Consider the following 13,974-nt stretch of genomic DNA (forward strand, 5'->3'; position numbering starts at 1 on the left):
GCCGCCGACGATCTCGGCGATCTGCTGAGTGATCTCGGCCTGACGCGCGTTGTTGCGCAGGCGGGTGTAGTCGGTGATGAGCTTGTCGGCGTTGTCGCTGGCGCTCTTCATCGCCTTCTGGGTCGCAGCGTGCTTCGCGGCCGACGACTGCAGAAGCGCGTTGAACACGCGGCTCTGCACGTACACCGGCAGCAGAGCGTCGAGCACGACCTCGGGGCTGGGCTCGAACTCGTACAGCGGATAGACCTGACTGCTCGCTCCGGCGGACTCGACGACCTCGTCGGCCTCGACGACTTCCAGGGGCAGCAGACGCACGGTCTGCGGCTCCTGCGTCATCATGCTGACGAAGCGGTTGAACACGAGGTGGATCTCGTCGACGCCGCCCTGCTCCTGGCCGCCGCGGTCGTAGGCGTCCAGAAGGGCGCCGGCGATCTGCTCCGCCGTGTTGAAGTGCGGCGTGTCGGTGTCACCCACCCACTCCCCTGCCGATGCCATCCGACGGAACTGGAAGTAGCCCACTGCCTTGCGCCCGACGAGGAAGTACTCGACCTCCTTGCCCTGCGAACGCAGCAGCTCGCCGAGCTGCAGCCCCTCGCGCAGGATCTGCGAGTTGAACGCGCCCGCCAGGCCCCGGTCCGAGGCGAAGATGACGACCGCCGACCGGCGGATCGTCTCGCGCTCGGTCGTCAGCGGGTGCTGCACGTTCGAATGCGTCGCCACGGCGGAGACGGCTCGCGTCACGGCCCGCGCGAAGGGCGAGGATGCGCGCACGCGCGCCATCGCCTTCTGGATGCGCGAAGCCGCGATGAGTTCCATCGCCTTCGTGATCTTCTTGGTCGTCTGAGCAGAAGCGATCTTCTGCGACCCTGAGTTGTGCTCCCATGAGTTCTCGGTCTCAGATTGCGCCCGGCCTCAGCCGCGACGACCCTTGACGATCTGCTCCTGGTTCACGTCCTCCTCGTGCGCGGCGGCGACCTCTTCGTGACCCGGCTTGTTGATCGCCTGGCCCTTGCCGCCCTGGAACTCCAGGATGAACTCGTCGGTGACCTTGGTGAGCTCTGCGACGGTGGCGTCGTCGAGCACGTTGGTGTCACGCAGCGTGTCCAGGATGGTCGTGTTGCGCTTGAGGTAGTCGAGAAGGTCGCGCTCGAAACGGAGCACATCCTCGACCGCGATCGTGTCGAGCTTGCCGTTGGTGCCGGCCCAGATCGAGACGACCTGCTCCTCGACGGGGTACGGGTCGTACTGGGGCTGCTTGAGCAGCTCGGTCAGACGGGCACCACGCTCGAGCTGGCGGCGCGAGGCCGCGTCCAGGTCGGAGGCGAACATCGCGAACGCCTCGAGCGAGCGGTACTGGGCCAGCTCGAGCTTGAGCGTTCCGGAGACCTTCTTGATCGACTTCACCTGGGCGTCACCGCCGACGCGAGAGACCGAGATACCCACGTCGACCGCGGGGCGCTGGTTGGCGTTGAACAGGTCGGACTGCAGGAAGATCTGGCCGTCCGTGATGGAGATCACGTTGGTCGGGATGTACGCCGAGACGTCGTTGGCCTTGGTCTCGATGATGGGCAGACCCGTCATCGATCCCGCACCCAGCTCGTCGCTCAGCTTGGCGCAACGCTCCAGCAGACGCGAGTGGAGGTAGAAGACGTCACCGGGGTACGCCTCGCGGCCCGGCGGGCGGCGCAGCAGCAGCGACACGGCACGGTAGGCCTCGGCCTGCTTCGACAGGTCGTCGAAGATGATCAGGACGTGCTTGCCGCCGTACATCCAGTGCTGACCGATGGCCGAGCCGGTGTACGGGGCGAGGTACTTGAAGCCGGCCGGGTCGGATGCCGGGGCCGCGACGATCGTCGTGTACTCCATCGCACCGGCATCCTCGAGCGCACCCTTGACGGAGGCGATCGTCGAGCCCTTCTGACCGATCGCGACGTAGATGCAGCGCACCTGCTTGTTGACGTCGCCCGACTCCCAGTTGGCCTTCTGGTTGATGATCGTGTCGATCGCGATCGCGGTCTTGCCGGTCTGGCGGTCGCCGATGATCAGCTGACGCTGGCCACGTCCGACGGGGATCATCGCGTCGATGGCCTTGATGCCGGTCTGCATGGGCTCGTGCACGCTCTTACGCTGCATGACGCCGGGGGCCTGCAGCTCGAGGGCGCGGCGGCCCTCGGTCGCGATCTCGCCGAGTCCGTCGATGGGGTTGCCCAGCGGGTCGACGACGCGCCCGAGGTAGCCATCGCCGACGGCGACGGAGAGAACCTCGCCGGTGCGGGTGACCTTCTGGCCTGCCTCGATGCCGGAGAACTCGCCGAGCACGACGACACCGATCTCGTTCTCGTCCAGGTTCAGCGCCAGACCCTCGACGCCGTTCTCGAACCGCACGAGCTCATTGGCCATGACGCCGGGAAGACCCTCGACGTGGGCGATGCCGTCGGCGGCGTCGACGACCGTGCCGACCTCGGTGGCGGCGGCGCCGGTGGGCTCGTAAGCGGCGACGAAGTCTTTCAGCGCGTCACGGATGACGTCGGGGCTGATGGTCAGATCTGCCATGGTGTTCCTTCTGTTCTAGCCAGCGAGGCGCTGGCGCAAGTCGTTGATTCGAGAGGAGACGGTGCCGTCGATGACGTCGTCACCGATCTCCACGCGCATACCGCCGAGCACCTCGGGATCGACGACCACGTTGACCGTGACGTCGGCGCCGTATCGGGTGCTGAGCGCGCCCGCGAGGCGCTCCTGCTGCGCGGCATCCAGCGGGCCCGCCACCCGCACGGTCGCGACCTTCTTGCCGCGCTGGTCTGCGACCAGATGCAGTGCGCGGTTCAGGAGGAAGCGCACCCGACGCTCACGGGGCTGCTGCACGAGCTGCGACGCGACGAGTACCGTCGCCTCTCCCGCCCGGCCGCCCAGCAGCTTCTCGATGAGAGCGCCCTTGGCCGCAGCGTCGCCGAGCCGACTGCCGAGCGCGAGCTCGAGTTCCGGGTTGGCGGCGACGACGCCGACGAGCTGGAACAGCTCGCCTTCGACATCGGTCGACGGGGCACCGATCGCGGCCGCGCGGATCGCGAGCTCCTCGATGCCCGAGACGAGATCCTCCGTGGAGGACCAGCGCTGCGAGACCGCGGAGCTCAGCAGCTGGACCGCAACGGGGCTGTACCCGGCGAAGACGGCCTTGGCGACCTGTGCGCGCGCCTCAGCGGGCGCGCCCCACGAGGAGAGCGCGCCGCTCAGCTGCGCCGAGTCGGCGATCTCGCGCGCGGCCGAGAACAGCTCGCGAGCGACCGTGAGGTCCCCCACGTTCGCCGTCGTCAGCTCCGCCGTGGTCGTCGCCAGTGCCTGAGTGGTCGCGCTGCCCATTACTTCGCCTTCTCGAGGTCGGCGAGGAAGCGGTCCACGACGCCCTTCGCCTTGGCGTCGTCGGTCAGCGACTCGCCGATGACACCACTGGCCAGGTCGAGCGCCAGGGTGCCGACCTCACTGCGCAGCGACACGAGCGCCGACTGACGCTCCGCCTCGATCTGCGTGTGCGCGGTGGCGGTGAGGCGCGCGGCCTCGGCGGATGCCGTCTCTTTGGCCTCGGCGACGATCTTCTTGCCGTCCTCGCGGGCGGCGTCACGGATCTCGCCGGCCTCCTTGCGAGCCTCGGCGAGCTGCGCCGTGTACTCCTCAAGAGCGGCTTCGGCCTTTCGCTGGGCCTCGTCGGCCTTGGCGATGTTGCCTTCGATGGCGGCGGCGCGCTGATCCAGCAGCACCTTCATCTTGGGGAGGGCGACCTTCCACACGACGATGAGGATGACGATGAAGCAGACACCCGACCAGATGATGTCGTACCAGGCGGGGATGAGCGGGTTGTGACCCGTTTCCTCCGCGGCGTACGCGACAAGATTGCGCATCCTGTCTCCTTAAGAACTGGTGCGGGCGATCAGACGAAGATGAAGCCGGCGGCGATGCCGATGAAGGCGAGCGCCTCGGTGAAGGCGATACCGATCCACATCAGGACCTGCAGTCGACCGGCCAGCTCGGGCTGACGGGCGACGCCCTCGATCGTCTTGCCGACGACGATGCCCACGCCGATGGCGGGGCCGATGGCGGCGAGGCCGTAGCCCATCGTCGCGACGTTGCCCTTGAGCTCGGCGAGAACCGTAATTGCGTCCACGGGGTGTTTCCTTTCGGGGTTGGGTGGGAGAGGCGGAAGCCGCTCCCGCTCAGTGCTCTTCTGCGACCGCGAGCTGGATGTAGACCGCGGTGAGGATGGTGAAGACGTACGCCTGGAGGAAGGCCACCAGGATCTCGAACAGCGTGAAGGCGAGACCGAAGGCGAGCGAACCCGCCGCCAGAGCCGACCACCAGCCACCGAGGGTGATGAGGAAGAACTGCGTCGCTGAGAAGAACAGGACGAGCATCAGGTGTCCGACGATCATGTTCATCAGCAGTCGCAGCGTCAGGGTGACGGGTCGGATGATGAACGTCGAGAGGAACTCGAGCGGCGTGACGATGATGTACAGGAACGGGGGCACGCCCGAGGGGAACAGGGCGTTCTTGAAGAAGTTCTTGGGGCTCTTCTTGATCCCGGCGTAGATGAACGTGACGTAGCTGATGACCGCCAGCATGAGCGGGACGGCGATGATGCTCGTGCCCGCCAGGTTCATGAACGGGATGATTCCTGTGATGTTGAAGAACAGGATCATGAAGAACATGGTCGTCAGGATCGGCAGGAACCGCTGGCCGTCCTTCTTGCCCAGCAGGTCTTCGGCGATGTTGACCCGCACGAAGTCGAGGCCCATCTCCGCGATGCTCTGGAACCGACCCGGAACCACCCGCATACGGCGAGTGCCGAGCCACAGGAAGAGCACGAGACCGATCGTCGCGATGAACTGGATGAGGTGGATCCGCGTGACCGGGACACCCAGGACGCTGAAAAGGACGTCCGGGAAGAAGTCATCGATGGACGGGCCGTGGAAGCCGCCGTCTTCGGCGGTCTTGGCGATCAGTGTCGCAGCTTGGGTAAACAGCGCTGGCTCCAGCTTCGGGGCACCGGAGTGATCCGGGGCGACGATGGTCGGTGTGAGCGTCACTGCGCACGCGTTTCGCGGAGCGCGAACGGGCGCAGAGACAGCCTATCAGCCCCGCGGGGCGTTATCGTCCGCGTGCGACGTACCGCTCGCGGCATCCCCCTCCTCCGGCGGTGCCGGCTGACGCGCCTCGTCGGCGATATCCGCAAGGGTGGGCAGCGTCACGTCGCTGACGGCGGGGATGCGCATCCGGGTCATGACGACCGCGTCGATGACGAGGGAAGCGACCACACTGACCACCAGCGCCACGAAGAAGACTCCGGGGTTGAGCCACGACTGTCCCCTCAGCAGGAACAGCACGACCAGGAAGACGACGAACTTCAGGAGCCAGCCGCCCATGACGGCGCCGAAGAAGATCGGCACGTAGAGCGCGTCGCCGTACCACCGGTTCGCGATGAGGATGGTCCCGGCGGTGAAGCCGAGGAACACGGCGGCCAGCACGATCGCGACGATCGCGCTCCACAGTCCGGAGGGCCCGGCGACGGCGAAGCCGACGATCGCGCCGGCGACGGCGAGCGCGGCCGTGGCCGCCGCCGACCACAGCAGCGTGGTGCGCAGGACGGGGGTGCTGGAGAGGGAGGTCATGGATTCCTCGGGGTCGGATCGGACAACGTGGCGGCACCGGTCGGTGACGCGGGCGGACGCACGGACGGCTGCAGGGTGACGACGAGGCAGGCCGCGACGCCGATGAGCACGAACACGACGCCGATCCAGTAGTCACCCGGCCACGCCTGGGTCGTGCCGATGTACATGAGCAGCACGCCCACCGAGACGACGGCGGTCCACGCGTAGAAGATGAGCACGGCATCACGGTCACTGTGTCCCATATCGAGCATGCGGTGATGCAGGTGCTTGCGATCGGGTGAGAAGGGGGACTTGCCGCGCGCCATCCGGCGGACGATCGCCATGCCGAAATCGAGCAGCGGCAGCAGCACGACGACCACGGGCAGCAGGATCGGGATGAACGCGCCCAGAAGCTGTGAGCGCCCGAACACGTCGTTGTCGCCCAGCAGCGCCGGCGGCAGGTTGCCCGTGAACACGATCGCCGACGACGCCATGAGAAGGCCGAGCAGCAGCGCTCCGGAGTCGCCCATGAACAGCTTCGACGGATTCCAGTTGAGGGGAAGGAACCCGATGCACACTCCGATGAGGGCCACGGCGATGAACGATGCCAGGCTCGAGTAACTCGACGCGCCGGTATCGCGGGCGACGAGATACGAGTAGACGAAGAAGACGGCGTTGGAGATGAGAGCGACACCGGCGACGAGGCCGTCGAGGCCGTCGATGAAGTTGACCGCGTTCATCACGATGACGATGGCGACGACCGACATCGCGAAGCTGGCGAAGCTCGACACGACGAACTGCTGTCCGAAGGGGATGAAGAAGATCTGGATGCCGCCGAAGCCGACGACGATGCCGGCGGCGAGGAACTGCGCCCCGAGCTTGATCATCCAGTCCAGGTCGAAGAGGTCGTCGGCGACGCCCACGACGACGATCAGTGCGGAGGCGCCCAGCAGCGACCAGATCACGGCGGGATCGGCCCAGAAGATGGAGAAGTACGGGATCTGCGACGACAGCGCGAAGGCGACGAGCACGCCGAGGAACATCGCGACGCCGCCGACGCGCGGCTTGGGTGTGGTGTGCACGTCGCGCTCGCGGATCTCGGGATAGAGCTTGAAGCGCATGCCGATCCGCCACACCGCCCACGTGAAGGCGAGCGTCGCCGCGCCCGTCAGCAGGACGGTGAGCAGATAGAACCTCATGACGCGGAGGCGTCGTGGAGCGGTTCGGGATCGGGTTCGAGCAGGTCACCGAGCACCTCGCGCAGGCGCGCGCGCGACACGGCGCCCTCACGCAGGACCCGGACGGGACGATCGCCGGCGCCGACCAGTCCGGTCGCGTCCACGATCGTCGAAGCGACGCCGTGCGTGGAGGGGCCGCCGTCCAGATACACCGCGACACTGTCACGCAGCATGTTGTAGGCGTTGTGCGCGTCGACGGCCGCGGCCTTGCCCGTGAGGTTGGCGCTGGAGACCGCGAGCGGCCCGCAGTCCTCCAACAGCTCGAGCGCGATGCGATCGGCAGGCATGCGCACCGCGACGGTACCGTGGGTGTCACCCAGATCCCATGACAGCGAGGGCTGCGACGGTAGGACGATCGTCAGTCCCCCGGGCCAGAACTCCTCGACGAGCCGTTCCACGGGGGCTGGCACCTCGGCCACGAGCGCGCGCATGGTCGACAGACCGGCAACGAGCACGGGGGGCGGCGACTGCCTCCCGCGACCCTTGGCGGCGAGGAGAGCCGCGACGGCGCTGGCGCTGAAGGCATCGGCGGCGATGCCGTAGACCGTGTCCGTCGGCATCACGATGAGCTCGCCGCGACCGATGGCCTGGCGCGCCTTGCGCAGCCCGGGAAGCAGCTGCTCGGCGTCGCGTGCGTCGAAGAACTCAGACATATCCCCACCAGTCTACGTTTCGAGCGGCTCGGATCGCTCAACGACCGCAGCGGTCAGGGACGTACGGCCGTCGTCGCCCGGTCGCGCAGGGTGAGGTCCGGATGCGTGGCGCACGCCCGCCACCCGGCCGCGTCCAGGAGCGCACGGATCGGCGCCCCCTGCCACTCTCCGTGCTCGATCACGAGTGTTCCGCCCGAACGCAGCAGGCGCAGCCCGACCTCGGAGAGCACTCGGACGACGTCCAGGCCATCCGCTCCGCCATAGAGGGCGCTCGGAGGGTCCCAGTGTCGTACCTCCGGGTCACGCGGGATGGCGGCATCGGGAACGTAGGGCGGATTGGACACCAGCACCGCGACCGTGCCGTCGAGTTCGCGGAAGGCATCGGCGAGGTCGATGAACGCGAGTCGCGCCTGGGGGGCGTGGGCCGCGAAGTTCTCCTTCGCCCAGACATACGCGTCGACGGCGTTCTCGGCGGCGTGCACGCGCGCGTGCGGAACCTCGGTCGCCATTGCCAGGGCGATCGCCCCGGATCCCGTCCCGAGGTCAACGGCGATGGGCGCGGCATCCGGCACGGCACGCAACGCGTCGATCGCGAGTTGGGCGACCATCTCCGTCTCGGGACGCGGGACGAACACCCCGGGCCCGACGCGCAGTTCCAGATGGCGGAACGGTGCGACGCCGATGAGGTGCTGGAGAGGCTCCCTCGTCGCACGGCGGCGGATGAGCTCGTCGAACGCCGCGGTATCGTCCGGAGCCCGATCGCCGCGCAGAGCAGCGGCGAGCAGTTCACCCCGCGGAAGGGAGAGCACATGGGCGGCGAGCAACTCGGCATCGACGTCGGGCGTGGGGACGCCCGCGGCGGCGAGGGTCGCCGACGCGGCGCGCAGCAGCGCGGACAGGTCGGCAGGCGGGCCGGAGACAGGCGGAGAGGTCATCAGCTTCTCCACCCTAGCCGCGAGCGCTCGGACCCGCCGCGGGAGCCCCGCACCCACCGTGAAGATTCGTCACATTCGACTCGGGAATACAGGCGACGCTTAGGCTGGTTCGACACGCTGACGAGGGAGCGCACGAACGCGCGACCCGGCGACACCCGCCCCGCACGAAAGGCAAGCCATGTCCGGCATCCACTCCGACATCACGAGCGCATTCGGCAACACCCCACTGGTGCGCCTGAACCGCATCAGCGAGGGCCTGCCCGGCACGGTGCTCGCCAAGCTCGAGTTCTACAACCCCGCGTCCTCCGTGAAGGACCGTCTGGGCATCGCCATCGTCGATGCGGCCGAAGCCTCCGGTGCACTGCAGCCCGGCGGCACGATCGTCGAGGGCACGAGCGGCAACACCGGCATCGCACTGGCGATGGTCGGCGCCGCACGCGGCTACAAGGTCATCCTCACGATGCCGGCATCGATGTCGGTCGAGCGCCGCATGCTCCTGAAGGCATACGGAGCGGAGCTCGTGCTCACCGAGCCCGCACTCGGGATGAAGGGCGCGGTCGCGAAGGCCGAGGAGATCGCCGCCGCCACGCCGGGCGCGGTCCTGGCCAAGCAGTTCGCGAACGAGGCGAACCCCGCCATCCACCGCAAGACGACGGCGGAGGAGATCCTCCGCGACACCGACGGGGAGATCAGCTACTTCGTCGCCGGCATCGGCACCGGCGGAACCATCACGGGTGTCGGCCAGGTCCTCAAGGAGCGCGTGCCCGAGGCGAAGGTCATCGCCGTCGAGCCCGCCGACTCCCCGCTGTTGACCAAGGGAACCCCCGGACCCCACAAGATCCAGGGCATCGGTCCCAACTTCATTCCGGAGATCCTCGACCAGGGCGTGATCGACGAGGTCGTGGATGTCGAGTTCGACGACGCCATCCGCGTGGCACGAGAGGTGGCGACCACCGAGGGGATCCTGGTCGGCATCTCGTCGGGCGCCGCCATCTGGGCAGCCCTGCAGATCGCCGCGCGTCCGGAGGCCGAGGGCAAGAACATCGTCGTGATCATCCCCTCCTTCGGCGAGCGCTACCTCTCCACCGCGCTCTACGAGCACCTGCGCGAGGACTGATCCCCCGCGTGAGTGGCACCTCTACCGATACCGCTGCGCCGCGGCTCGGGGCCTTCGCACGCGTCCGTGAAGACATCGCGGCCGCGAAGCTGAGAGACCCCGCAGCCCGCGGCGCAGCGGAGATCGCGGTTCTGTACTCCGGTCTGCACGCCATCTGGATCTACCGCGTCGCGCACGCGCTGTGGCGTCGCGGGTGGCGCTTCGCCGCGCGGGCTCTCTCCCAGGCGGCGCGGTGGGTGACGGGAGTGGAGATCCACCCCGGCGCGACGATCGGCCGCCGCTTCTTCATCGATCACGGCATGGGCGTGGTGATCGGTGAGACCGCCGAGATCGGCGACGACGTGATGCTCTACCACGGCGTGACGCTGGGCGGACGCACACGCGACGCCGGTAAGCGGCACCCCACCCTCGGTGACGGCGTCGCGGTCGGCGCGGGAGCGAAGATCCTCGGCCCGATCACGATCGGCGCCGGCTCGGTCGTCGGCGCCAATGCCGTGGTCACTCGCGATGCTCCCGCGGATTCCGTGCTGGTCGGCGTCCCCGCCACGGCTCGCTCCCGCCGCGCAGGGGAAGAGACGCGCGCGCTGCTGACGACGCCCGAGTACTTCATCTGAGACGCGCGCCGGGTGGCGATGCGGGTGATGGCCGCTGCTACGGGTGGCGGCGTGGGGTGCCGAGTAGCGATGACGGTGCGGATGCCGGTGGTGGCGAACGCCGGCCCGCCGTCCATGTCCCACAAAACGCTGGCGACACGCCGCCACAACAGCACCTTCCGGGACACTCGCCGCAGCAAAGGGGACAACGGTCACCGAAAGTGGGACGAGGACCACCGCGCCGCCACCACCGCCGGCCCCGGCGCCTCAGCTCTCGCGCCGGTCCTGGACCTTCTTCTTCAGCAGCACAGCCGGCAACAGGAACGCCGCGATCGCGGTGACGACCCAGACGATCATCGGCGCGACGATCCCGATGCCTCCGAGGAAGGCGGGAGCGTTTCTCTGCGCCACCCGGGCCAACCACGGCGCGAGGACGCTCTGCAGCACGGCGAAGATGACGATCACGAGAATGAACCCCACCGGGCTGCGCCAATCGCTGCTGAAGCCCGGCAGCACGATGTCGGCGACGATGAGGCCGACCGCAGCGGAGGCGAGAAAGACGGCGGCTCGCAGCAGGAACGTGATCATGACGCGAGCGTAGCGCCCCTGCGAGCCTCGATCCGTCCGCGGGGGTCAGTCGGCGCCCAGCGCCGCGAGTCGCGCCTCTTCGTCGGCGGCGATCGCCGACTCGATGAGCGGGCCGAGCGCCCCGTCCATCACCTGATCGAGGTTGTAGGCCTTGTAGCCCGTGCGGTGGTCCGCGATGCGGTTCTCGGGGAAGTTGTACGTGCGGATGCGCTCCGAACGGTCCATCCCCCGGATCTGCGAACGACGGGCGTCGGATGCCGCGGCATCCCGCTCCTCCTGCTGCTTCGCGAGCAGTCGCGCACGCAGTACGCGCATGCCCGCCTCGCGGTTCTGCAGCTGGCTCTTCTCGTTCTGCATCGAGACGACGATGCCGCTCGGAAGGTGCGTGATGCGCACGGCGGAGTCGGTCGTGTTGACCGACTGTCCCCCCGGTCCCGAGGAGCGGAACACGTCGATCTTCAGGTCGTTGGCGTCGATCTGCACCTCTTCGGGCTCGTCGACCTCCGGGAAGACCAGCACCCCGGTCGTCGAGGTGTGGATGCGCCCCTGCGACTCGGTCGCGGGAACCCGCTGCACGCGGTGCACGCCGCCCTCGTACTTGAGGTGGGCCCACACGCCCTGCGCCGGATCGGTCGAGCTTCCCTTGATGGCGACCTGGACGTCCTTGTAGCCGCCGAGGTCGGACTCGTTGCGCTCCAGCAGCTCGGTCTTCCAGCCCATGGATGCCGCGTACTGCAGATACATCCGCAGCAGATCGGCCGCGAACAGCGCCGACTCGGCACCGCCCTCACCCGCTTTGACCTCGAGGATCACGTCGCGCGCATCGTCGGGGTCGCGTGGGATGAGCAGGCGCCGCAGCTTCTCCTGCGCCGCCGCGACCCGTTCTTCGAGCGCCGGGACCTCCTCGGCGAAAGCGTCGTCCTCGCGGGCGAGTTCACGCGCCGCCGCGAGGTCGTCGTCCGCCGCCCGCCATGCGTCGTGGGCCGCGACGATCCTGGACAGCTCGGCGTAGCGCCGGTTGACGCGCTTGGCGCGCGCGGCATCGGCGTGCACCGCGGGGTCGGAGAGTTCCTCCTGGACCGCGCGGTGCTCGTCGATCAGCGCCTGGACGGACTCGAACACGAAGAGCCCGCTCAGCGGATGCTGTTCTCGTGCCCGTGGCTGTGGCCGCCGCCGGCCGTGGACACCGACTTCATCTGCACGTTCTGCATCTGGTAGAGGAACTCGACGTTGGAGCTCGTCTCCTTGAGCTTGCCGAGCACCACCTCGAGGGCCTGCTGCGGGTCGAGGCCGGCGAGGGCGCGACGCAGCTTCCAGGTGATCTTCACCTCATCGGGGTTCAGCAGCATCTCCTCGCGGCGGGTCGAGGACGCGTTGACGTCGACGGCCGGGAAGATCCGCTTGTCGGCCAGCTGGCGCGACAGGCGCAGCTCGCTGTTGCCGGTGCCCTTGAACTCCTCAAAGATGACCTCGTCCATCTTCGAGCCGGTCTCCACGAGCGCCGTGGCGAGAATGGTCAGCGAGCCGCCGTTCTCGATGTTGCGGGCTGCCCCGAAGAAGCGCTTGGGCGGGTACAGCGCCGACGCGTCGACGCCGCCGCTGAGCACGCGGCCGCTCGTGGGTGCAGAGATGTTGTACGCGCGGCCCAGGCGCGTGATCGAGTCGAGGAGCACGACGACATCGCGGCCGAGCTCGACGAGGCGCTTCGCGCGCTCGATGGCCAGCTCCGCGACCGTGGTGTGGTCTTCGGCGGGACGGTCGAAGGTGGAGGCGATGACCTCACCCTTGACGGTCCGCTGCATGTCGGTGACCTCTTCGGGACGCTCGTCGACGAGCACGACCATGAGGTGGACCTCGGGGTTGTTCGTCGCGATCGCGTTGGCGATCTGCTGCAGCACGATCGTCTTGCCGGCCTTGGGCGGCGCGACGATGAGGCCGCGCTGGCCCTTTCCGATGGGCGCGACGAGGTCGATGATGCGCTGCGTGAGCTTCTCCGGCGCCGTCTCCAGGCGCAGGCGCTCCTGCGGGTAGAGCGGGGTGAGCTTACCGAACTCGACACGCTCGGCGGCGTCGTCGACCGACAGCCCGTTGATGGCGTCGACCTTGACCAGCGCGTTGTACTTCTGGCGGCTGGACTGCTCGCCCTCGCGCGGCTGCTTGATGGCGCCGACGACGGCGTCGCCCTTGCGCAGGTTGTACTTCTTGACCTGGCCGAGCGACACGTAGACGTCGCTCGCCCCCGGCAGGTAGCCGGTGGTGCGCACGAAAGCGTAGTTGTCGAGGACGTCGAGGATGCCGGCGATCGGGATGAGGACGTCGTCCTCGCCGATCTCGGTTTCGAACTCGTCGCCGTTCTGCGCCGGGCCCCGACGCTTGTTGCGCTGGCGACCGCGGCCCTGGGCCTGCTCGTCGTCGCCGTCTGCGCTCTCTTCGGCGGCCGGAGCGGCCGGAGCGTTGTTCTGGGCGTTCTGCGCACCCTGAGCGTTCTGGCCGTTCTCGCCGCGCTGACCGCGGTTGCGGCTGCGGCTGCGGCTGCGCGAGCGGCTGCGGCTGGGGGTCTCGCCCTCGGCGGCGCCTGCCGCGTCTGCCGCGGCGCTGTCCGTCGTTTCGGCACCCGACGCGTCGCCGGTGGCGGCGGTCTCGGCGGCGTCGGCGGCGGTCTCGGCGGCGTCGGCGGCAGGAGTCTCGGCCGCAGCCTCGGCCGCGGGGGTCTCGTCGGCCGCCGTCGGCGTCGAAGCGGCGGACTCTGCCGGGTCCTGCGCGGCGGCAGCGGTCTCGGTCACCGCGTCCGTGGCGGCATCCTCAGCGGGCGCGACGTCGGCGCTCTTCGCGCGGCGCGGCGCACGCTTGCGGGGAGCCTTCGCTGGCTTCTCCTCGGGAACGACCGGCGCCGCCTCCGCCGCAGCGGGCTCAGCCTCCACGGGGGCGGGCTCAGCCTCCACGGGGGCGGGCTCGACCTCGGCGGCGGCGGGAGCCTCGGCATCCGACGGCACCTCCACGTCGGGGGCCTCGGTCTGAACGGCCTCGGCGGCAGCGGCGGCGGACTCCTCGGCGGGAGCCTCGACCTCAGCGGTCTCGGTGCTCTCGGCGACCGGGGTCGCCTCGGCGGTGTTCTCCTCGACGCCGGTGGCTTGCGCGCTCTCGACGTTCTCGGTGTTCTCGGTCTGGATCTCGGAGAGGGACTCCACGAGTTCTCCTTCGTAGGCATGTGGAC

At 68.7% G+C, this 13,974-nt stretch carries 14 protein-coding genes and 1 pseudogene; 2 read left to right on the forward strand and 13 right to left on the reverse strand.

Going from position 1 to position 13,974, the window contains the following annotated elements; all coding sequences use genetic code 11:
- From ABS64_RS02350 to prmC, 10 genes and pseudogenes are all read right to left on the reverse strand, one after another.
- Nucleotides 1–883, reverse strand: a pseudogene (locus ABS64_RS02350) (F0F1 ATP synthase subunit gamma); the annotation flags it as partial.
- Between the two features lie 29 nt (nt 884–912).
- The gene (gene atpA, locus ABS64_RS02355) at nt 913–2,553 is read right to left on the reverse strand and encodes a F0F1 ATP synthase subunit alpha (protein WP_039414518.1); all 1,641 of its coding nucleotides are present in this window, start codon (nt 2,551–2,553) and stop codon (nt 913–915) included.
- A gap of 15 nt (nt 2,554–2,568) precedes the next feature.
- Complete coding sequence (locus ABS64_RS02360; protein ID WP_292680511.1) at nt 2,569–3,357, reverse strand: F0F1 ATP synthase subunit delta; 789 nt, start codon at nt 3,355–3,357, stop codon at nt 2,569–2,571.
- The gene (locus ABS64_RS02365) at nt 3,357–3,893 is read right to left on the reverse strand and encodes a F0F1 ATP synthase subunit B (protein ID WP_061682837.1); all 537 of its coding nucleotides are present in this window, start codon (nt 3,891–3,893) and stop codon (nt 3,357–3,359) included. Before ABS64_RS02365 ends, ABS64_RS02360 begins: the two co-directional genes overlap by 1 nt.
- A gap of 29 nt (nt 3,894–3,922) precedes the next feature.
- Nucleotides 3,923–4,156: an ATP synthase F0 subunit C gene (gene atpE, locus ABS64_RS02370; RefSeq protein WP_005048632.1), complete on the reverse strand. Its 234-nt coding sequence runs from the start codon at nt 4,154–4,156 to the stop codon at nt 3,923–3,925.
- A gap of 49 nt (nt 4,157–4,205) precedes the next feature.
- Nucleotides 4,206–5,075 (reverse strand): F0F1 ATP synthase subunit A, encoded by an 870-nt coding sequence (atpB, locus tag ABS64_RS02375; protein WP_081767965.1) that lies wholly within the window; start codon nt 5,073–5,075, stop codon nt 4,206–4,208.
- Between the two features lie 45 nt (nt 5,076–5,120).
- Complete coding sequence (locus ABS64_RS02380) at nt 5,121–5,657, reverse strand: hypothetical protein (protein ID WP_288119254.1); 537 nt, start codon at nt 5,655–5,657, stop codon at nt 5,121–5,123.
- Nucleotides 5,654–6,835: an MraY family glycosyltransferase gene (locus ABS64_RS02385; RefSeq protein ID WP_036285888.1), complete on the reverse strand. Its 1,182-nt coding sequence runs from the start codon at nt 6,833–6,835 to the stop codon at nt 5,654–5,656. The genes ABS64_RS02380 and ABS64_RS02385 overlap by 4 nt, the downstream gene beginning before the upstream one ends.
- Entirely contained in the window at nt 6,832–7,527 is a 696-nt protein-coding gene (locus ABS64_RS02390) for an L-threonylcarbamoyladenylate synthase (RefSeq protein ID WP_036285886.1), read from the reverse strand. The genes ABS64_RS02385 and ABS64_RS02390 overlap by 4 nt, the downstream gene beginning before the upstream one ends.
- A 53-nt stretch (nt 7,528–7,580) precedes the next feature.
- Complete coding sequence (gene prmC / locus ABS64_RS02395) at nt 7,581–8,462, reverse strand: peptide chain release factor N(5)-glutamine methyltransferase (protein ID WP_036285884.1); 882 nt, start codon at nt 8,460–8,462, stop codon at nt 7,581–7,583.
- 178 nt (nt 8,463–8,640) lie between these two features.
- On the opposite strand from prmC, the gene cysK reads away from it, so the two are divergent.
- Entirely contained in the window at nt 8,641–9,579 is a 939-nt protein-coding gene (gene cysK / locus ABS64_RS02400) for a cysteine synthase A (protein ID WP_036285882.1), read from the forward strand.
- A gap of 8 nt (nt 9,580–9,587) precedes the next feature.
- Entirely contained in the window at nt 9,588–10,193 is a 606-nt protein-coding gene (epsC, locus tag ABS64_RS02405) for a serine O-acetyltransferase EpsC (RefSeq protein ID WP_036285880.1), read from the forward strand.
- A 246-nt stretch (nt 10,194–10,439) separates the two neighbouring features.
- Here the strand turns inward: epsC and ABS64_RS02410 are convergent, their stop codons facing one another.
- From ABS64_RS02410 to rho, 3 genes are read right to left on the reverse strand one after another with little or no spacing between them, the layout of a single operon-like run.
- Nucleotides 10,440–10,760: a hypothetical protein gene (locus ABS64_RS02410; protein WP_036285878.1), complete on the reverse strand. Its 321-nt coding sequence runs from the start codon at nt 10,758–10,760 to the stop codon at nt 10,440–10,442.
- A gap of 45 nt (nt 10,761–10,805) precedes the next feature.
- Nucleotides 10,806–11,882 carry a peptide chain release factor 1 gene (gene prfA / locus ABS64_RS02415; RefSeq protein ID WP_288119258.1) on the reverse strand — a complete coding sequence of 359 codons (1,077 nt, stop codon included), beginning with the start codon at nt 11,880–11,882 and terminating at the stop codon, nt 10,806–10,808.
- An 11-nt stretch (nt 11,883–11,893) separates the two neighbouring features.
- A complete protein-coding gene (gene rho, locus ABS64_RS02420; RefSeq protein ID WP_288119259.1) occupies nt 11,894–13,948 on the reverse strand; it encodes a transcription termination factor Rho in 2,055 nt (684 codons plus the stop codon).
- Nucleotides 13,949–13,974 lie beyond the last annotated feature (26 nt).

Source organism: Microbacterium sp. SCN 69-37, from assembly GCF_001724435.1.
GTDB lineage: Bacteria > Actinomycetota > Actinomycetes > Actinomycetales > Microbacteriaceae > Microbacterium > Microbacterium laevaniformans.